The following is a 19,547-nucleotide window of genomic DNA, read 5'->3' on the forward strand; positions in this document are numbered from 1 at the left end:
CTTCTGCCGGAAACGGACCTGGGACGCCACGGGAACGGACCATAACGCGCGGGAACCGCCAAGGCTGCGTCGGCCGGCCCGGCGACGGCGAGATCGGCGGGCGAGCGGCCGCGGGCGACGATCCGCGCGAGGCCGCCCCGTCGCCCGGGCGGCCCCGGGGGAGGGCGCACGTCTCCGCGGGGGCGCCGGCTACGGCTCGGCGAGGCGGCAGGTGGCGCTGCTCGCGCGGGGCCAGCCGTAGTAGATCGTCTCGGCCTGCACGTCGGCGAGGCCCACGACCTCCGGCACCGAGGCCTGCTGCGTGTCGAGCACCGCCCCGCCGGCCCCGGTGAAGGTGCACAGGACGGTCACGTTCGTCGCCAGGTCCTGGCCGGTGTTGCGCAGGTTGACCATCGCCCGCTGCGGCTCGTGCGAGTCCGGCGGCGTGTGCAGCCGAGTCTCCCGCAGGACCAGGGCGGCGTCGGCCCGCGCCGGCGGGGCGAACGCGACGATCAGGCCGGCAGCCAGGAAGGCGCCGGCCCGCCGCGACGACTGCATCCTGCGCATGGTCGGTCCATCCTATCCTCGTGCCGGGTTCACGGACCCGGCACCCGCCTCGATCCAACTTGTAACCCGGGATCCGGGTTCGCCGTCAGGCGCCGCGCGCCGAACGCACCGCCGCGCCCGAAACCGAGCGGATCCGGCCTCAGTTGCGCAGCGGCTTGGCGTCGATCTGCATCCGGTAGATCGTCGTCGGGAACTTGACCGCCGAGGCCGCGCCGCCGCTCATGGCCGGCGTGCGGTTCATCTGCGCCGCCGGGATCCACAGGCCGCCCTGCTCGTCGATCCACATCGCGTCGACCCAGACGAGCCGCGGGTCCTGCACCAGCGTGCTCATCGTCCCGTCCGGCGCGATCTTGAGGATCCGCAGGCCGTCCGTGTCGCTCGCGTAGATGGTGCCCGCCGCGTCGATGGCGGTGCCGCCCGTCGCCACGGTGGCGGCGTGGAGCTTCACGTGCCGGGCGCGCTCGGCGTCGCTCACGGCGGCGTCGTCGAGGTACCGGGTCTCGATGCTGTAGAGCGGCCCGGTGCACGCTTGGTAGTAGAAGGTCTTGCCGTCCGGTGAGACTTCCAGCTGGTCGGCGTGGATGAAGAGCAGCTTGTCCTTGTCGTCCCGGAGCACCCGGCCCTGGCCGGTCAGCGGGCGCTGCGCGATGGTCGACCAGTGGCCGTCGAGCACCCGCCGCAGGCCGCCGGTCTCGCGGTCGAGGACGATCAGCCCGGGCTGGCCGGCATCCGTCAGGTAGATGTGTCCGCCGTTGAAGCGGAAGTCGTCGATGAAGCTCTTCTCGGTGGTCGCCGCCTGCAGCGGGTAGACCCTGCGCACGGCGTTCGTGGCGAGGTCGATCTGCACGAGCTTCGGGCCGCCCGGCAGCGGCGCCGCGCCCATGCCGGGCGCGCCCTTGTCGACCACCCAGAGGTCCCCGTCCGGGCCGATCCGGATGGCGTTGACCGCCACGAAGGCCCTGGCCGGGTCGTCGCCCGTCTTCCAGGCGTTCCAGGCCGCGTCGGGGAACGGGACCGCCTTGCCGTCCCGCCACTCCCCGAGCTCGAGCCCCGTGTCCTTGCTCTGCCGCTGGAACGGCGAGAACAGCCGGCCGTCCGAGGAGCGGGTGATACCGTTGAAGACGAGGTCGTTCGATTCCACCATCGGCTTGAGGGCGTCGGACCCGGCCGGCGCCTCGGCGGCGCGGCCCGGCGTGCCCAGGCCGACGGCCAGCAGGAGGGCGAGGAGCGTGGCGCGCATGGTGGGATCCCGGTCCGGCGGTGAAGCGTCTCGCCCGGTAAGCCCGCGGGGGGCGCGGTGTTCCGGGACGACCCCATCGGCCGCAGCCGCGAGTCCGGCGCGCGGGCCGTCCCGGAGACGCCTGCGACGACGCCTGCGACGACGCCTGCGACGCTTCGCCGGGGCTGGATCCCGGCGATTTGAGAACATATAGTGAACACAGGGTGAGCGCCGCGCGGGGCGGCCGAGGAGGAGCGAGGGATGGCCAAGTACCGGTTCCACTGCACCAACGGCCTCGAATGCGTGTTCGACGCCCGCGGCACCGAGGTCCGCGCGACGGCGCGCCTCGTCGACCGGGCCCGGAAGGTCGCCTCCGACGTGCGGCAGTCGCTGGCCAACCGCACCGACTGGGCCGAGTGGCGGGTGAGCGTGCACGACCTCTCGGGCCGGCGGGTCCTGGTGCAGCCCTTCGTGCAGCCCTTCGAGAAGGCGTCGGGTCGCGCCAGGGCGGCCTGAATGGCGGCGCCGATCAAGACGGTCAGGCCGGGGCCGGTCCCGGGCGCGGGGGTGACCGCCGCGGCGGACCAGACGATCCGTCCTCTGAGTCTGTCCGAGTTCATCGGTCAGCGTGCGGCGCGGGCGAACATGCAGGTGTTCATCGAGGCGGCGAGGAAGACCGGGCAGGCGCTCGACCACGTGCTGTTCGTCGGCCCGCCGGGCCTGGGCAAGACCACGCTCGCGCAGATCGTGGCGCGCGAGCTCGGCGTGAACTTCCGCTCGACCTCCGGGCCGGTGATCGCCAAGGCCGGGGATCTGGCCGCCCAGCTCACCAACCTGGAGGAGCGCGACGTCCTGTTCATCGACGAGATCCACCGGCTCAACCCGGCGGTCGAGGAGATCCTCTACCCGGCCATGGAGGATTACCAGCTCGACCTGATCATCGGCGAGGGCCCGGCGGCGCGCTCGGTCAAGATCGAGCTGCCGAAGTTCACGCTGGTCGGCGCCACGACGCGCGCCGGCCTGCTGACGACGCCGCTGCGCGACCGGTTCGGGATCCCGATCCGCCTGGAGTTCTACGAGATCGACGAGCTGGAGCAGATCGTGGCGCGCGGCGCGCGGGTGCTGGGCCTCGGCATGTCGGCGGAGGGCGCCAACGAGATCGCCCGGCGGGCGCGGGGCACGCCGCGGATCGCGGGGCGGCTTCTGCGGCGGGTGCGGGACTTCGCGATCGTGGCGGAGGCCGAGACGGTGACGCGGGCGATCGCCGACCGGGCGCTGCAGCTGCTCGACGTGGACGGGGCGGGTCTCGACGTGATGGACCGCAAGTACCTGAGCCTGATCGCGCGCTCGTTCGGGGGCGGGCCTGTGGGCATCGAGACGATCGGGGCGGCGCTGTCGGAGCCGCGGGACGCGATCGAGGACATCATCGAGCCCTACCTGATCCAGCGCGGCTTCGTGCAGCGTACCCCCCGCGGCCGCGTCCTCACCCGGCACGCCTACCGGCATCTGGGCCTGCCGGAGCCCGGGGCGGCCGCGGTCGCGGCCTGAGCGCCGGCCGAATTGCCGGATCCCCCGGCCGGCCCTAGCTTCCCTCCGCACAGCGGAGGCGCCCGCGATGATCGATCTCTACGCCTGGAACACCCCCAACGGCCGGAAGATCAGCGTGGCGCTGGAGGAGATGGCGCTGCCCTACCGGGTCATCCCGGTCGACATCACCCAGGGCGCGCAGCACGCGCCGGACTTCCTGGCGATCAGCCCGAACAACCGCATTCCCGCCATCGTCGACCCGGACGGGCCGGACGGGTCCCCGATCCCGGTGTTCGAGTCCGGGGCGATCCTGCTCTACCTCGCCGAGAAGACCGGCCGCTTCCTGCCCGAGGACCGGCGGCAGCGCGTCGCCGCCCTGGAATGGCTGATGTGGCAGATGGGCGGCTTCGGGCCGATGCCCGGCCAGGTCCACCACTTCCTGACCGTCGCGGAGGCCGACCGCGCCTACGGGCTCGCCCGCTACAGCAAGGAGACGCACCGGCTCTACGGCGTGCTGGACCGGCGCCTCGCGCAGGTCGCGTACGTCGCGGGACCGCTCTCGGTGGCGGATTTCGCGATCCTCGGCTGGGCGTGGCGCCACGAGCGCCATCAGGTCGACCTCGCCGACTACCCGCAGGTCCGGCGCTGGTACGACCGGATGATGGCGCGCCCCGCCGTGCAGCGGGGCTTCGCCGTCCCGCTGAGCTGAGGCGGGACGCCCCTGGTCCGGCGCTTGCGACGCCGGAATCCACCGTTCGGGGAGTGACGATGAGGCGACGCACCTTCCTGGCCGCGGGGGCCGCGGCCCTGGCGGCCCCCTCCGTCGGGCGGGCGCAGGACGCCCGGGTCCTGCGCATGGTCCCCCAGGCGAACGTCACCTCCATCGACCCGATCTGGACGACGGCGATCGTCACCCGCAACCACGCCTACGTGATCTACGACACGCTGTTCGGCCTCGACGCCGACCTGCGGCCGCAGCCGCAGATGGCGGCCGGCCTCAAGGTCGAGCAGGACGGGCGCCGGGTGACGATCCCCCTGCGGGCGGGCCTGCGCTTCCACGACGGGACGCCGGTCCTGGCGCGGGACTGCGTGGCCAGCATCCGGCGCTGGGCGGCGCGCAACGGCTTCGGCCAGACCCTGATGGCCGCCACCGACGAGCTCGCCCACGACGGCGACACCGACATCGTGTTCCGCCTGAAGGCGCCGTTCCCGCTCCTGCCGCAGGCGCTGGCGAGCGTCAGCCAGCCGGCCTTCGTCATGCCCGAGCGGGTCGCCCAGACCGACCCGTACAAGCAGATCACCGACGCCACCGGCTCCGGGCCGTTCCGCTGGAAGGCCGACGAGTTCAACTCGGGCAGCCTGATGGTCTACGAGCGCCACCCCGGCTACGTGCCGGCGCCCGGCACGCCGAGCCTGACGGCCGGCGGCAAGGTCGCCCATTTCGACCGGATCGAGTGGCGGATCATCGCCGACGGCGCCACCGCGGCGGCGGCCCTGCAGAACGGCGAGATCGACTGGTACGAGCAGCCGCCGCCCGAGCTCCAGCAGCTGCTCGCCCGCAACCGCGACATCGTGGTGGAGGGCCTGGACCGGCTCACCAACCCGGCGATCCTGCGGATGAACCACCTGCAGCCGCCCTTCGACGACGTCGCGGTGCGCCGGGCGGTGCTGCCGGCGATCGTCCAGAGCGACTTCATGGCGGCGATCGTCGGCGACGACCCGGCCACCTACGACGACCGCTGCGGGATCTTCACGCCGGGCACGCCGATGGCGAGCCAGGTCGGCCTGGAGGCCCTCACCGGGCCGCGCAGCCTGGAGGCGGCCCGGGCGGCGCTCAGGGCCTCGGGTCACGACGGGGCCAAGATCCGGCTGATCGGACCCACCGACCTCCTGGCGCCCGCGGCGCTGACCCAGGTCGCGGCCGACCTGCTCCCCCGGATCGGCTTCAACGTCGACCTGGCCCTGAGCGACTGGGGCACGGTGATCCAGCGGCGCGTCTCCCGCGAGCCCGTCGAGAAGGGCGGATGGTCGGTGCTGCTCACGACCTTCTCGTCCTTCGACAACGCCGACCCCGCCGCCCTCCAGCCGCTCCGGGCCAATGGGCCGAACGCGTGGTTCGGCTGGCCGTCGGTGCCGCGGCTGGAGGCGCTGCGGACCGCGTGGTTCGCGGCCTCCGACGCGGAGGCGCGCCGGGCGATCTGCGCCGACATGCAGCGGATCGCCCTCGAGGAGGTGGTGTTCGTGCCGGTCGGCTCCTACCGCTCGATGACCTCCTACCGGCGCAACCTCACCGGCCGCCTCCCGGGCTTCCCGATCCTCTGGAACCTCCGGCGCGCCTGAGGCCGCGGCGGCCCGCGCCCGCGCCGGGCCGCCTCAGGCCCTGCGGCGCTCCGCGCCGGCCTCTGCTTCGGCCTCGCCCGCCAGCCGCGCCAGCAGGTCGGCGAGGGGCATCGGACGGCCGATGTGGTAGCCCTGGGCGTAGCGGCTGCCGTGCCGCCGCGCCACGTCCAGCTGGGCCTGCGTCTCGATCCCCTCGACGATCCCGTCGAGGCCGAGGTTGCGGCACAGGTCGAGGATCGTGGAGACGAGGCTGCAGCCCCGGTCCGTGTCGATGTCGGCCATGAAGCTGCGGTCGATCTTGATCTTGTCCAGCGGCAGGCGGTGGACGTAGCCCAGGCTGGAATAGCCGGTCCCGAAATCGTCGAGGGCGATCTCGATGCCGAGGCTGCGCAGGGTGGTGATGGCCGCCTTTGCGTGATCGAAGTCGCGCATCAGGGCGGTCTCGGTCAGCTCGAGCGTCAGGCGGCGCGGGTCGAGGCCGCTGCCCCGCACCGCCGCCAGGATCGCCAGGACGGTCTCCGGCGAGGCGAGGTCGTGGGCGGAGAGGTTGAAGGACAGGCCGGTCCCGGGCGGCAGCCGCGCGCCGTCGGCGAGCGCCTTGCGCAGGAGCAGGAGCGTCACCGTGTGGATCATGCCGCAGCGCTCGGCCGCCGCGATGAACCGGTCCGGCGCGACGCGGCCCAGCGTCGGGCTCGTCCAGCGCGCCAGACCCTCCACGAAGGCGGTCCGGCCCGTGGCGAGGTCGAGGACCGGCTGGTAGTGCAGCACCATCTCGGTGGCGAGGTCCGCCGTCCGCAGGGCCGTCTCCACCGCCTGCTCGGCGCGGATCGCGTCCTTGTGCTCCTGCGAGAACAGGGTGGTCGCGCCGCGCCGCTGCTCCTTGGAGTGGTACAGCGCGTAGTCGGCGCGGTCGAACAGGGCGTCGGCGTCGCGCGGGATCCGGCAGGGCAGTGCGAGCCCGCCCGAGCAGCCGGTGACGACCCGGATGTCGCCGATCCGGATCGGCCGCTGCAGCGCCGTGCAGACGCCGTCGCAGAAGGCGAGCGCCGCCGCGGCCGAATCCGGCGCGCGCAGGAGCACGCCGAACTCGTCGCCCCCCAGCCGCGTCACCACCACGTCGGCGCCCGCGAAGCCCGCGAGGCGCCGGCCGGCCTCCGCCAGGACCCGGTCGCCGACGTTGTGCCCGTAGGTGTCGTTGATCGGCTTGAAGCGGTCGAGGTCGAAGATCGCCAGGGCGAAGGGCGTCTCGGTGCCCGCGGACGACCGGTTCGCCTCGTCGAGCTTCTGGAAGAAGTAGCGCCGGTTGGGCAGTCCGGTGAGGCTGTCGGTCTGGGCGAGGCGCGCGTTCTCCTCCGACAGCCGGCTCGCCACGGCCTGGGACGCGACGAGGTCGACGAAGGCCCGGTAGTTGGTGTTGAGGATGCGGACCATCACCGCCGTCACGAAGGCCGTGTTGGCGGCGATGGCCAGGAAGACGTTGTTCCCGCTGGTCACGCAGCAGAACAGGAACACGCTCATGACGATGCCGGTCACCAGGAAGGCCGCGACCGGCAAGTGCGTCAGGCAGAAGATGCAGGCGATCACCGTAACGGCCACGAAGATCGCCACGTGGCCCTGCTCGTAGGGGCCGCCGTACCGGTTCAGGACCATCGCCCAGATCACGAAGGCGACCGAGAAGAAGACCGTGAGCGCCGTGGTCAACCGCAGGTGGCGGGCCGCCCGCGCCTCGCTGAACGTCTCGGGCCGCAGGCGCAGCCAGTGCGCCGCCCGCACCACGCACAGCGCGATCACGGCGGCCGGGATGCCGAGCGTCAGGGATGCGGGCGCCAGGCCGTAATGCGTCACGGCGAGCGCGCCGGCATTGACCGAGAGAAGCCCGTAGAGCGTCGGGACCTGCTTCTGCAGCTCCGCGAGCTGACGCGTGGCGGTCAGGCCGCGGGCGGATGGGGTCAACGACGCGATCAGTAACGAGAGCGGATGTTGGGAGCGGTTCATCGGAGCTGCGGCTGCGCAATTTCGGTATTACTATTTTTCTTTCATTAAGGAGATATTTAAGCGGCGGCAGAGGACGATAATCGTTCGGTGCGCGGCTGCGCGCTCACGGGAACCCTTTCGCGGTGATCTGCTGAAGATGCGCGCACGATGGATGGGATTCTCGGCGGCATTCGCCCTATATTGACTGGATCACGATCCGAATTGTCTTGCCTCGGTTGCTGTGGTTTCATTTTAAGTCTTCATCGCCTCTTCCCGCACGGGCCCCGCCCGATGCCACTCCGGCCCGCGCCCGTCGTCCCGGCGGGCTGCCGAGAACCCGCCGGCTGTCCGCCGATTGCCCGCCCGACCCATCCCGGCGATGATCGCCGCCGCGACGCGGCTGCGGCCGAGAGGCTGGAGGGAGACCGATGAGAACCCGTGACCAGGCAGTGGGGCTGGCGATCCTCGTCGGCGGGCTGTCCATGGCCGCCTGGCCCGGGCAGGCCGGGACGATCGACGTGACCTTCGCCTGTTCGAACGGACAGGCGCTGGCCGTCACGTTCGTGAACGCGGCGGGGCCCGACAAGGCGGTGGTCCGGCCGGCGAACGGCGCCGCCGTCACCCTGCCCGTGCAGATGAGCGGGTCGGGATACCGCTACGCCGACGCCACGCACGAGCTCCGGGGCAAGGGGCAGTCGGTCACGTGGACCGACGGGTCCGGCAAGCCCGTCACCTGCACCGACCACACCCCGGCCGACGCCAAGCCGCGCTAGGACGCCCGGGGCCGGGCAAGGGGTCGGCTCTGGGATCAGTTCCGGGATCGGCTCCGGGGTCGGTTCCGGACGCGGATGCCTCCTTTCCGGCCACGACTCTTGTGCCGGTCCGGCTGTGGCCTGATGTTGGCCGCCGGCGAAGCAGAGCGGTGGTCCATGGCTGTCGTGCGGCGGATCGGCCTCGTGGTCTGTCCCGATTTCGATTTCATGGCGCTGGCGGTGACCTCGCCGTTCGTGCTGGCCAACAAGTACGCGGGCGCGCCGGTCTACGACGTCCGCCTGCTCGCCGAGCAGGGCGGCCGGGTGCGCGCGGGGCTGGGGCCGGACATCGCCACCGAGCCCCTCGGCGCGCCCGACGCCTTCGACACGATCCTGGTCGCGGCCGGGATCGGGCTCCCGGAGACGACGCCGGGCCTCGCCCGCTACCTCCGGGCGGCGGCCCGGGCGACGCGCCGGGTCGCGGGGCTGTGCATGGGGGCGTTCGTCCTGGCCGATGCCGGCCTGCTCGACGGGCGCCGCGCCACGACCCACTGGAACCACGCGTCCCAGTTCCGCGCGCGCTATCCCGAGACCCGGCTCGACATCGACAAGATCTACATCGCCGACGACAACATCTGGACCTCGGCGGGCATGTCGGCGGCGATCGACCTCGCGGTCGCCATGGTGGAGCGCGATCTCGGCCGCGACATCGCCACCCGCGTCGCCCGCGGGCTGGTGATGGAGCGCCGCCGGGCCGGCGGTCAGGCGCAGCACTCGGCGCTGCTCGAGGTGGATGCGCCCACCGACCGGATCCAGAGCGTCCTCGCCCACGCGCGCCGGAACCTGCGGCTGCCGCTCACCACCGAGGACCTCGCCGCCGTGGCCTGCCTCAGCCCGCGCCAGTTCACCCGGCTGTTCCGGTCCGAGACCGGGATCTCGCCCGCCAAGGCCATCGAGACGATCCGCGTCGAGGCCGCCAAGCTGATGCTGGAGGAGAGCCGGCTGCCCATCGAGGCGATCGCCCGGGAGGCCGGCTTCGCCAACCGCGAGCGGATGCGCCGCGCGTTCCTCCGGGTCCACGGCGCGGTGCCGCGGGTGATCCGCCGCGCGGCCGGGCCCCTGGCGGTCGCCTGAGCCGCGCCGAGACATGGCCGGGCATGGCCGGGCATGGCCCGAAACGTGGCTTTTATGGCGTAGGCCGACCTCCGCGGCGACCGTAAGCATGGCCGGGGGCTCAGCCGATCCTCGGAGGTACGCGGCCATGGTGAACCTGACGATCAACGGCCGGCCGCACGCGGTCGAGGCCGAGCCCGACACGCCGCTCCTCTTCGTCCTGCGCGACACGCTCGGGATGACCGGCACCAAGTACGGCTGCGGGATTGCCCAGTGCGGGGCCTGCACGGTGCTCCTCGACGGGCAGGCGACGCGCTCCTGCCAGGTGCCGCTGGAGAGCGTCGGCGGCCAGGCCGTCACCACCATCGAGGCGATCGAGCAGGACGCCGTCGGCCGGAAGGTCGTCGAGGCCTGGGTCTCGGTGCAGGTGCCCCAGTGCGGCTACTGCCAGTCCGGCCAGGTCATGGCCGCCACGGCCCTCCTCAAGCAGACGCCCAGGCCCACCGATGCCGAGATCGCCGAGGCGATGACCAACCTGTGCCGGTGCGGGACCTACAACGCCATCGCCGCCGCCGTGCGGCAGGCCGCCGCCTGAGGAGGCCGCCATGGACCAGTTCCGCGATCTCGCCCGGCACGGCCTGTCCCGCGTCGATCCCGTCTCCGACGACCCGGCGCGCCGGCCGGCTCCCTCCCGCCGCGGCGTCCTCGCGGCGGCCGGCGGCGCCCTGGTGCTGAGCGCCGTCCTGCCGGTCCGCGCCGCCCGCGCGGAGGCGCAGGGCCCCGCGGAGGGCGCGGGCGCGCTCGCGCCCAAGCCCGGCACCCGGGTCGCCGCCTTCCTGGAGATCCACCCGGACGGGACCGTCAAGCTGCTGAGCCCCTTCGTGGAGGGCGGCCAGGGCATCGCCACCGGCCTGGCGCAGATCGTCGGCGAGGAGCTCGACGTGCCGCCGTCCCGCTTCGTGGTGGAGTGCGCGCCGCCCGGTCCCGACTACGCCGTCGTGAACGGCATCCGCATGACCGGCGGCAGCTTCTCGACCCGGTCGAGCTACGACGTCATGCGGCGCCTCGGGGCCACCGCCCGGGACCTGATGATCCGCGCCGCCGCGGCCCGGCTCAAGGTCCAGGAGGGCGAACTCACCACCCGGGACGGGGTCGTGCTGCACGCGGCCTCGAACACGGCGCTCCCCTACGGCGCCCTGGCATCCGACGCGCTGGCGCTGAAGCCGAACGAATCCGTGCCGCTGCGCGACCCCCGGACCTTCCGCTACATCCGCCAGCCGGTCCCGCGGATCGACGTGCGGGACAAGTCGACCGGCCGGGCGATCTACGCGATCGACCAGAAGGTCGACGGCATGCTCTACGCCGCCGTGCAGCACGCGCCGCGGCTCGGGACCGAGCCGGAGAGCCTGAAGAACGAGGCCGAGGTCGGGGCGATGCCGGGCGTGCACGCGGTGCACCGCCTGCCGGGGGCCGTGGCGGTCACGGCCGACAGCTGGTGGCGCGCCCGCAAGGCCGTCGAGGCGCTGCAGGTGGGCTGGTCGGCCGGCAAGGCCAGCGGCCTCGACACGGTGGCGGCCGATTTCTCCTCCGCCGGCATGCTCGCCGCGCTGAAGGCCTCGGCGGATCCGGGCCACGTCGCCGAGGCCGAGGGCGACGTGGAAGGTGCCTTCGCGAAAGCCGCGAAGGTGGTCGAGGCGGATTACGAGGCGCCCTACCTCGCCCATGCCCAGCTCGAGCCGCCCTCGGCGATCGCGCGGTTCAACGGAGACGGCACCCTCGACGTCTGGCTGCCGAACCAGATGCCGGAGGTGTTCCAGGCGGTGTCGGCCAAGGTCGCCGGGCTGGAGCCGGCCAAGGTCCGCATCCACTCGCCGATGCTCGGCGGCTTCTTCGGCCGGCACTTCACCTACGAGGCCGGCAACCCGTTCCCGCAGGCGATCCTGCTCGCCAAGGCGACCGGCCGGCCCGTGAAGGTGCTGTGGTCGCGCGAGGAGGAGTTCGCCCGCGACGCGGTCCGGCCCCTGAGCTTCAGCCGGTTCCGGGCGGCCCTCGACGCGGCGGGCCGGCCGACCGCCCTCACGGTGCGCACGGTCGGCGAGGGGCCGATCGGCCGCTACTTCAGCATGATGATGCGGACGCCGGTCGACCCGTCCGCGGTCGAGGGCATCGTCGAGAAGCCCTACGCGGTGCCGAACCGGCGCATGACCTTCACGAAGGTCGCCCATCCCGTGAACATCGCGTTCTGGCGCTCCGTCGGCCACTCGATGAACGACGCGTTCTACGAGAGCTTCCTCGACGAGGTCGCGCAGGCCGGCGGGCAGGATCCCTTCGCGCTGCGCATGGCGCTCCTCAAGGACAGCGCCCGCCACCGCGCCCTGCTGGCGGCGGTGGCCGAGATGTCGGGCGGCTGGCGGCGCGGCCCCTACCGGGCCGAGGGCGGCCTGCACGCCCGCGGCGTCGCGATGGCCTCGCCCTTCGGGTCGGAGACCGCCACCGTCGCGGAGGTCTCCGTCGAGGGCGGCGAGGCGCGCGTGCACAACCTCTGGATCGCGTTCGACCCGGGCAGCATCGTCAACCCGGCGATCGTCAAGGCGCAGGTCGAGTCGGCGGCCGCGCTGGGCCTGTCCTCGGTCCTGTTCGAGCAGATCGTCTACCGGGACGGCGTGCGCCAGTCGCAGAACTACGACACCTACCCGATCCTGCGCCGGGAGCACATGCCGGCCGTGCACGTGCGCATCGTCGAGAGCGGCGCGCCGATGGGCGGCGTCGGCGAGCCGGGGCTGCCGGGCGTGCCGCCCGCGATCCTCAACGCCGTCGCGGCGCTGACCGGCCAGCGGGTCCGCGCCCTGCCGATGACCAACACCAAGCTCGGCGCCGCCTGAGCGCCCGACAACCGACGACGGGACGGGACAACCACGATGACACAGGCTCACGGGAAGGCCCTGGTGACGGGCGCGTCCTCGGGGATCGGCGCGGAGTACGCCGCGCAGCTGGCGGCGCGGGGGCACGACCTCGTCCTCGTAGCCCGCGACGCGGCCCGGCTGGCGGCCCTCGCCGCGCGCCTCGGCGGGGCGGCGGGCGTGGCGGTGGAGGTCCTGCAGGCCGACCTGACCCGGCCGGCGGACGTCGCCGCGGTCGGCGCGCGCCTCGCCGCCGACCCGGCGCTGCGCCTCCTGGTGAACTGCGCCGGCCTCGGGCCGATGGGGCCTGTCCTCCCCGGGCCGGCGGCGGGCTACGACCCCATGGTCGCCCTCAACGTGACGGCGCTGCAGCACCTGACGCTGGCCGCGGCCTCCGCCTTCGCGGAGCGCGGCGGCGGCACGATCGTGAACGTGTCGTCGGTGGTCGCCCTGCTGCCCGAGCGCTTCAACGCGGTCTACGCGGCCAGCAAGGCCTACGTGCTGGCGCTCACCCAGGGGCTCGCCTCCGAGCTCGCGCCCCGGGGCGTGCGCCTGCAGGCGGTGCTGCCGGGCATCACCCGCACCGAGCTGTTCGCGCGGGCGGGCGCCGATCTCGACCGGATCCCCGCCGCGATGATCATGGAGGCGCGGGATCTCGTGGCCGCGGCCCTCGCGGGGCTCGACGCGGGCGAGCCGGTCACGATCCCGTCCCTGCCCGAGATCGACGATTGGACGGCCTTCGAGGCCGCCCGCCTGCGCCTCGGCCCGAACCTCTCCCGCAGCGCGCCGGCCGCACGCTACGGCCTCGGCTGAGCGGCGTCCGGGGCGGCCCACCCTGGCCCGGTCGCGCCGGACCCGCTAGGAACCGCCCGTCCCGGAGATCGAGGCGTCGGCGTCCCGCCGCTTGTCGCCCGCGACGCGGAGTAACACCGTGCCCGCGCCCCCGTCGCGCTTCGACGCCGTTCTCCTCGACCTCGACGGCACCCTCGTCGACAGCCTCGCCGATCTCCGGACGGCCCTGAACGCCACCCTGGCGCGCGAGGGCCTGCCGCCGGTCGGGGCCGCCGCGATGCGGACCATGGTGGGCGACGGCGCGGTGGCGCTGCTGCGGCGCGCCCTGCGGGCCTCGGGCGGCGATCCGGAGCGGGCACCGGCGCTGCTGCCGGCCTTCCTGGCCGTGTACGAACCGCTCGCGGCCGCCGGCACCGCCCTGTTCCCCGGCGCCGCCGCGGCGGTCCGCGACCTCCGGGCGGCGGGCTACGCGCTGGCGATCGTCACCAACAAGCCGGCCCGCGCCACCGGCCTGATCCTCGACTCCGTGGGGCTGGCGCCGCTGATCGACACGGTCGTGGGCGGCGACACGCTGCCCGAGCGCAAGCCCGATCCCGCGCCGCTGCGTGAGGCCCTGCGCCGCCTGCGTGTCGAGCCCGGGCGGGCCGTCATGGTCGGCGACATGCACCACGACATCGCGGCCGCCCGCGCCGCCGGCACCGCCGCCATCCTGGCCCGCTACGGGTACGGCCGCCCCGAGGACGCCGACGCCGCCGACGCCGTCCTCGACGACATCGGCGGCCTGGGGGGCCTGATCGGGGCGCTGCCCGCGGGCGGCGCCCCGGTCACCTAGCGGCCTCCTAGCGGCTTGCCGCGAGGTCGAGGCGGGCGGGGGCGTTCGGCGCCCGGGCTTCCCGCTCGAGGACGGCGCGGGCGCTGTCGGCGAGGACGAGCCAGGCGCCGGCCATGAGGGTGACGTCCTTGAGGACGAGGCGCCCGGCGCCCGAGAGGTAGGGGAAGCCGTGCTCGGCGTCGCCGAGCGCCGCCACCCAGGCCTCGGGGGTGGTCACGAGGAACGACAGGGTCACCACCGGGGTGAGGAAGGCCAGCACCGCCCCGGCGAGGCCCAGCCGCCGCGACGCCAGGCCGACCAGGACGAGCAGGCCGATCAGCAGCTCAACCGTGCCGAGCCCGCGGGAGAACGCGTAGGTGTGGTTGGCCGTCTGCCAGGCGCGGGCGGCGAGGTTGAGCTCGCCCTCGTGGGTGAGGTGCTGGGCGTACTGGTCGGGATGGGCGTAGAAGAACGCCATCACCGGGCTGTTGGCGACGAAGGGCGTGATGCTGTCGGCCTCGTAGGGCACGAACTTGAGCGCGCCGATCCAGAGGAAGATGACCGCGATGGCGACCCGCATGGCCTGGAGGCCGAGGCGGTTCGAGCCCGGCCCGGAGACGAGGCCGAGGACGCGGCGAACCTGCGTGTTCATGGCACGATTCCTTGCTCAATCGGATGGGAGGAGGGGGCTACGCCTCGGCGGAGGCCGCGAAGGCGTCGAGCGCGCGGGTCGCGTAGACGACCGCGGCACCGGCATTGAGGCTGGTGGCGACCCCGAGGGCCTCGGCCAGCTCGGCCTCGGTGGCGCCGAGCTTGCGGGCGGCGTCGGTGTGGACCGTGATACAGCCGTCGCAGCGCAGGGAGATCGCCACCGCCACCGCGATCAGCTCGCGGGTCTTGGCGTCGAGCTGGCCGGTCTTCTGGCCCGCCGCGCTGAGGGTGCCGTAGCCCCGCACCGTGTCGGGGCTGAGCTTGGCGAAATGTCCGACGCCGGCGGTGACCTGCTGGCGGTACGTGTTCCAATCGATCATGTGCATGACGACCTCCTTCGTGATGACGAGGAAGGTAGTCGGGGCCGGCCGCGCCCTCGATGACCGCGCGGCGCAGGCCGATGACCGCGCGGATCAAACCGCCTGCGGGGGCGCCTCGGCCTGCCGCGCCTGTCCGGGGCGGATCCCGTACTTGCGCAGGAACGCCCGGCTGAGGGCGGGCGCGGACTGGTAGCCGACCTCCGCGGCGAGACGGTCCAGCGGGACCGTCTCGGTGCGCAGGCGATGATGGGCGAGCCCGAGCCGCAGGTCGGTGAGGAATTCCAGCGGCGCGACGCCCGCGGCGCCGCGGAAGGCGCGCACGAGGCTCGCCCGCGAGGCGGCGGCCGTCGCGGCCAGTTCGTCCAGCGTCCAGGGATGCACCGGGTCGCGCACCATCGCGAGCACCGCCCGGGCGGTGAGCGGCTGCCCCAGGAGGCGCAGCAGGCCCTCGGCCGGGGCCGACGCCTCGAGATGCGCGCGGAGCATCATCATGAACAGCGCGCTCGCGAGGTTCTCGGCGACCGCGACCGACCCGGCGCGGAGGTCGTTCAGCTCCTCGCGGATGCCCGCCAGCAGCGGCGCGAAGCGGGTGGCGAGGGGCTCGGCGCCGACGCTCAGGACGAGGAGGTCCGGCAGGGCGGTCACGATCAGGGTCTGGGGCGCCGCCTCGAAGGCCAGGCGGCCGCAGATCAGCTCCACGTCCGGCTCGGCCCCGACGGTGGTCTTGAACCGCAGATCGTGCGCGTGGCGGACCGCGACGGGCAGGGGCGCCGACGGCGGCGGCCCCGCGCCGTGGAACAGGTGCGCGTCGCCGCGCGGCAGGAGCAGGATGTCCCCGGCCGCGACCTGCAGGGGCGCGCCCCCGGGCCGCCGCAGCGTGGCGCGGCCGCGCGTCACGAGGTGGAAATAGGCCTGCCGCGTCGGCTCGGGCGCGTGCGGGGCGGCCCAGGCGCCGCCGAAGCGGCAGACGTCGTCCAGGTGCGGCCGCACCCGCAGCAGCGGCGCGAGGCCGCTCAGCGGATCGTCGACCCCGGCGGCCCCTGGCCCGTCCGCGCGGCGCCTGATCGGTCCGGCCATGCTCCCCGCGCTCCGGAATGCCCCCGGGGCCCGGCATAAGGGCGCGCGGCGGCCTCGACCAGGGGTTGTTCGCCGGCGCCGCGCCCGGTCAGCCCGCCGCGATGGCCCTCTCGACGAACGCGGTCACGCCCGCGATGTAGCGCTGGATCGGGATCCCGCGCTTCCGGTGCTTGGCCCGCTTCACGTACCAGTCCTGCAGGAGCGGCTTGATCAGCGCCGCGGTGAGATCGACGTCGGCGACCGCGAAGACGCCCGCCGCCGCGCCGCGGGCGAGGACCTCGGCGAAGATGCGCTCCGTGGCGGCCTCGCTCTCCGTCGCCATCGTCCGGGCGGGGGCCGGGAATCCCTTCGCCTCCATGAAGGCGAAGACGAACCAGGGCTGCATCGCCTCGGTCAGGCGGATATGGGTCTCGATCAGCCAGCGCAGGTGCGCGGCCGGATCCGCCGCGAGCCCCGCCGGGGCCTGCCGCAGGACCGCCTCGGCCGTCTCGGCCACCTCGGTGAGGATCATCACCAGCAGCGTGTTCTTGTTGTCGAAGTACGAGTAGAGCCCGCCCATGCTGAGCCCCGAGGCCCGGGCGAGGTCGCGCAGGCTCGTCTCGTGGAAGCCCTGCCGGCTCGACAGCTTCAGCACCGCCTCGATGATCCGCGCGAGGTTGGCGACGGCGACGTGGTCCTTCCGGACGCTGATCCGGTCCCGGTGCCGCGCCAGGATCCGCGCGCAGATCGCCTCGGTCGCGTAGGCGTCCTTCGCCGGAGGGGGCGCCGGAAGGTGCGCCGCGAGGTTCACCGGCGGGTTGGCCGGAGGAGCGTCTGCGGGGCTCATCGATCCATCGTCGCTCCGTCGTCGCGCCAGCCCGCCGTGGCCACGACCGGGAGCGGCTCCCGCGGTCTAGCCCGTTGCCAGGCGCGAATCCAGGCGATAAAAAGCGAGCGCTCGCTCGATTTTCGTCGTCGGCACCGACCCAGGAGGTGGGCCCGTGGATTTCACCATCTCCCCGCGCGTCGAGGATTACCGCGCCCGGATCGCGGCCTTCGTGGACGCGCACATCCTGCCGCTGGAGGCCGATCCGGCCGCCTATGACGGCCACGGCAACATCAGCCTCGCCGAGCTGGCCCGGCTGCGCGGCCTCGCCCGCGCAGAGGGCCTGTGGTGCCTGCAGCTGCGGCCCGAGACCGGCGGCGCCGGGCTCGACAAGGTCGGCATGGCGGCCTGCTACGAGGCCATGAACCGCTCGATCTTCGGGCCGGTCGTGTTCAACTCGGCCGCGCCCGACGACGGCAACATGATGGTGCTGGAGAAGGTCGCGACCCCGGACCAGAAGGCGCGCTGGCTCGCGCCGATCGTGGACGGGCGGGTCCGCTCGGCCTTCGCCATGACCGAGCCGCATCCCGGCGGCGGCTCCGATCCCGGCATGATCCAGACCCGGGCCGAGCGGCGGGGCGACGGCTACGTGGTCACCGGCCGCAAGTGGTACATCACCGGGGCCGAGGAGGCCGAGCACTTCATCCTGATGGCGCGCACCTCCGACGACGCGCGGAAAGGGCTGACCGCCTTCCTGTTCCACAGGGACCAGCCCGGCTGGCGGATCCTGCGCCGCATCCCGATCATGGGGCCGGAGGAGCACGGCGGCCACTGCGAGCTGCTGTTCGAGGGCCTGGAGATCCCGGCCGAGAACGTCCTGATGACCGAGGGCGACGGCCTGAAGCTCACCCAGATCCGTCTCGGGCCGGCGCGGCTGACCCACTGCATGCGCTGGCTCGGCCTGTCGAAGCGCTGCGTCGAGATCGCCCGGGCCTACGCGGCCGAGCGGCACGGCTTCGGGATCCGGCTGGCCGACCGGGAGAGCATCCAGCTGATGCTCGGCGACCTCGCCATGCGGATCGAGATCGGGCGCCTCCTGGTGATGAAGGCCGCCTGGGCCCTCGACCAGGGCAGCTTCGCCCGCAAGGAGGTGTCGATGGCCAAGGTGCACGTGGCCAACCTCCTGCACGCGGCCGCCGACACGGCGATCCAGATCAACGGCGCGCGGGGCTACTCCACCGACACCCCCCTCGAGTGGATCTACCGCTACGCCCGGCAGGCCCGCCTCGTGGACGGGGCCGACGAGGTCCACAAGATGGTCCTGAACCGCAACCTCGAGGCCGAGGGCGACGCCTTCTGGTCGTGGGGCGTCGGGGCCTGAGGGTCGGGCCTGAGCGGGGCCAACACCGTCCGTCCGCCGCGTGGGGCGCGCCGGCAGGCCGAGTCAGACAGGGAAGCCGAGAGGAAGCCGAGAGTATGACCGAGGTCGTGATCACAGGCGCGGTGCGCACCGCGATCGGCACGTTCGGCGGCGCGCTGGCCGGCACGCCGCCCTCCGTCCTCGCCGCCCGCTGCGTCGCGGAGGCGCTGCGCCGCGCCGGGACCGCGCCCGAGGCGGTCGGCCACGTGGTCCTCGGCAACGTCATCCCGACCGAGCCCCGGGACGCCTACATCGCCCGCGTCGCCGCCATGGAGGGCGGGATTCCCGAGGAGGTGCCGGCCATGACGGTCAACCGCCTCTGCGGCAGCGGCCTGCAGGCGATCGTCTCGGCCGCGCAGTCCATCCTGCTCGGCGACGCCGAGACGGCGGTGGCCGGCGGCGCCGAGAGCATGAGCCGCGCGCCCCACCTCCTGACCACCGGGCGGACCGGGTCGCGCATGGGCGACGCCGTGCTGGTCGACTACATGCTCGGCGCGCTGACCGACCCGTTCGGCAACGGCCACATGGGCGTCACCGCCGAGAACGTGGCCGCGCGCTACGCCGTCCCCCGCGACGCGCAGGACGCCTTCGCGGCCGAGAGCCAGGCCCGCGCCGCGCGGGCGATCCGCGAGGGCCGGTTCCGGGAGCAGATCCTGCCGATCGAGGTCCAGCGCCGGCGCGAGACGGTGGCCTTCGACACCGACGAGCACCCGAAGGCCACGAGCGCCGAGGACCTGGCCAAGCTCCGTCCGGCCTTCTCCAAGACCGGCAGCGTCACGGCCGGCAACGCCTCGGGGCTGAACGACGGCGCCGCGGCCCTCGTCCTGTCGAGCGCCGCGCGGGCCGCGCGCGACGGCGCGACGCCCCTCGCCCGGATCGTCGGCTACGCCCACGCCGGCGTGGACCCGTCCGAGATGGGCATGGGCCCGGTGCCGGCGGTGCGGCGTCTGCTGGAGCGGACCGGCCTGCGGGCGGCGGATTTCGACGTCGTCGAGTCGAACGAGGCCTTCGCGGCGCAGGCCTGCGCGGTCTCCCGCGAACTCGACCTCGACCCCGACAGGGTCAACCCGAACGGCGGCGCCATCGCCCTCGGCCACCCGATCGGCGCCACGGGGGCGATCATCACCGTGAAGGCCCTCTACGAGCTGGCCCGGACCGGCGGCCGCTACGGGCTCGTCACCATGTGCATCGGCGGCGGCCAGGGGATCGCCATGGCCCTCGAGCGCGTCCCGTGACGCGG

At 73.6% G+C, this 19,547-nt stretch carries 19 protein-coding genes; 12 read left to right on the plus strand and 7 right to left on the minus strand.

The features are described 5' to 3' along the window. Positions 1-189: 189 nt before the first annotated feature. Both LOK46_RS23850 and LOK46_RS23855 read right to left on the minus strand, forming a co-directional pair. Entirely contained in the window at positions 190-546 is a 357-nt protein-coding gene (locus LOK46_RS23850) for a hypothetical protein (protein ID WP_273560849.1), read from the minus strand. 139 nt (positions 547-685) lie between these two features. Then, a complete protein-coding gene (locus LOK46_RS23855; protein ID WP_273560850.1) occupies positions 686-1,786 on the minus strand; it encodes an SMP-30/gluconolactonase/LRE family protein in 1,101 nt (366 codons plus the stop codon). A gap of 240 nt (positions 1,787-2,026) precedes the next feature. On the opposite strand from LOK46_RS23855, the gene LOK46_RS23860 reads away from it, so the two are divergent. From LOK46_RS23860 to LOK46_RS23875, 4 genes are all read left to right on the plus strand, one after another. Continuing rightward, a complete protein-coding gene (locus LOK46_RS23860) occupies positions 2,027-2,281 on the plus strand; it encodes a DUF6894 family protein (RefSeq protein WP_012321355.1) in 255 nt (84 codons plus the stop codon). Then, entirely contained in the window at positions 2,282-3,313 is a 1,032-nt protein-coding gene (ruvB, locus tag LOK46_RS23865) for a Holliday junction branch migration DNA helicase RuvB (RefSeq protein WP_273560851.1), read from the plus strand. Between the two features lie 67 nt (positions 3,314-3,380). Beyond that, a complete protein-coding gene (locus LOK46_RS23870; protein ID WP_273560852.1) occupies positions 3,381-4,001 on the plus strand; it encodes a glutathione S-transferase N-terminal domain-containing protein in 621 nt (206 codons plus the stop codon). Between the two features lie 59 nt (positions 4,002-4,060). Then, positions 4,061-5,632: an ABC transporter substrate-binding protein gene (locus LOK46_RS23875; protein WP_273560853.1), complete on the plus strand. Its 1,572-nt coding sequence runs from the start codon at positions 4,061-4,063 to the stop codon at positions 5,630-5,632. Between the two features lie 33 nt (positions 5,633-5,665). Here LOK46_RS23875 and LOK46_RS23880 read toward each other — a convergent pair whose 3' ends face one another. Further along, on the minus strand, positions 5,666-7,627 hold the full coding sequence (locus tag LOK46_RS23880) for a putative bifunctional diguanylate cyclase/phosphodiesterase (protein WP_273560854.1): 1,962 nt from the start codon (positions 7,625-7,627) through the stop codon (positions 5,666-5,668). Between the two features lie 407 nt (positions 7,628-8,034). Here LOK46_RS23880 and LOK46_RS23885 point away from each other — a divergent pair, with 407 nt between their 5' ends. From LOK46_RS23885 to gph, 6 genes are all read left to right on the plus strand, one after another. Further along, positions 8,035-8,379, plus strand: coding sequence for an MliC family protein (locus LOK46_RS23885; protein WP_273560855.1), 345 nt, complete (start codon positions 8,035-8,037; stop codon positions 8,377-8,379). Between the two features lie 156 nt (positions 8,380-8,535). Continuing rightward, positions 8,536-9,492 carry a GlxA family transcriptional regulator gene (locus tag LOK46_RS23890; RefSeq protein ID WP_273560856.1) on the plus strand — a complete coding sequence of 319 codons (957 nt, stop codon included), beginning with the start codon at positions 8,536-8,538 and terminating at the stop codon, positions 9,490-9,492. 127 nt (positions 9,493-9,619) lie between these two features. Continuing rightward, positions 9,620-10,066, plus strand: coding sequence for a (2Fe-2S)-binding protein (locus LOK46_RS23895; protein WP_273560857.1), 447 nt, complete (start codon positions 9,620-9,622; stop codon positions 10,064-10,066). Positions 10,067-10,076: 10 nt separating this feature from the next. Next, the gene (locus LOK46_RS23900; RefSeq protein ID WP_273560858.1) at positions 10,077-12,353 is read left to right on the plus strand and encodes a xanthine dehydrogenase family protein molybdopterin-binding subunit; all 2,277 of its coding nucleotides are present in this window, start codon (positions 10,077-10,079) and stop codon (positions 12,351-12,353) included. A 36-nt stretch (positions 12,354-12,389) separates the two neighbouring features. Continuing rightward, the gene (locus tag LOK46_RS23905) at positions 12,390-13,184 is read left to right on the plus strand and encodes an SDR family NAD(P)-dependent oxidoreductase (RefSeq protein ID WP_273560859.1); all 795 of its coding nucleotides are present in this window, start codon (positions 12,390-12,392) and stop codon (positions 13,182-13,184) included. Positions 13,185-13,302: 118 nt separating this feature from the next. Then, complete coding sequence (gene gph / locus LOK46_RS23910; protein ID WP_273560860.1) at positions 13,303-13,995, plus strand: phosphoglycolate phosphatase; 693 nt, start codon at positions 13,303-13,305, stop codon at positions 13,993-13,995. Between the two features lie 7 nt (positions 13,996-14,002). Here gph and rclC read toward each other — a convergent pair whose 3' ends face one another. From rclC to LOK46_RS23930, 4 genes are all read right to left on the minus strand, one after another. Then, complete coding sequence (rclC, locus tag LOK46_RS23915) at positions 14,003-14,626, minus strand: reactive chlorine resistance membrane protein RclC (RefSeq protein ID WP_273560861.1); 624 nt, start codon at positions 14,624-14,626, stop codon at positions 14,003-14,005. Between the two features lie 37 nt (positions 14,627-14,663). Continuing rightward, positions 14,664-15,011 carry a carboxymuconolactone decarboxylase family protein gene (locus LOK46_RS23920; RefSeq protein ID WP_273560862.1) on the minus strand — a complete coding sequence of 116 codons (348 nt, stop codon included), beginning with the start codon at positions 15,009-15,011 and terminating at the stop codon, positions 14,664-14,666. An 87-nt stretch (positions 15,012-15,098) separates the two neighbouring features. Then, complete coding sequence (locus LOK46_RS23925; RefSeq protein WP_273560863.1) at positions 15,099-16,082, minus strand: cupin domain-containing protein; 984 nt, start codon at positions 16,080-16,082, stop codon at positions 15,099-15,101. A gap of 88 nt (positions 16,083-16,170) precedes the next feature. Further along, positions 16,171-16,908, minus strand: a complete 738-nt coding sequence (locus LOK46_RS23930; protein WP_273560864.1) for a TetR/AcrR family transcriptional regulator — start codon at positions 16,906-16,908, stop codon at positions 16,171-16,173. Between the two features lie 154 nt (positions 16,909-17,062). Between LOK46_RS23930 and LOK46_RS23935 the strand changes: the two genes are divergently transcribed. Both LOK46_RS23935 and bktB read left to right on the plus strand, forming a co-directional pair. Beyond that, on the plus strand, positions 17,063-18,268 hold the full coding sequence (locus tag LOK46_RS23935) for an acyl-CoA dehydrogenase family protein (protein ID WP_273560865.1): 1,206 nt from the start codon (positions 17,063-17,065) through the stop codon (positions 18,266-18,268). 95 nt (positions 18,269-18,363) lie between these two features. Beyond that, on the plus strand, positions 18,364-19,542 hold the full coding sequence (bktB, locus tag LOK46_RS23940; protein WP_273560866.1) for a beta-ketothiolase BktB: 1,179 nt from the start codon (positions 18,364-18,366) through the stop codon (positions 19,540-19,542). Positions 19,543-19,547 lie beyond the last annotated feature (5 nt).

The sequence above is a fragment of the Methylobacterium sp. NMS14P genome, from assembly GCF_028583545.1.
In the GTDB taxonomy this organism is placed as follows: domain Bacteria; phylum Pseudomonadota; class Alphaproteobacteria; order Rhizobiales; family Beijerinckiaceae; genus Methylobacterium.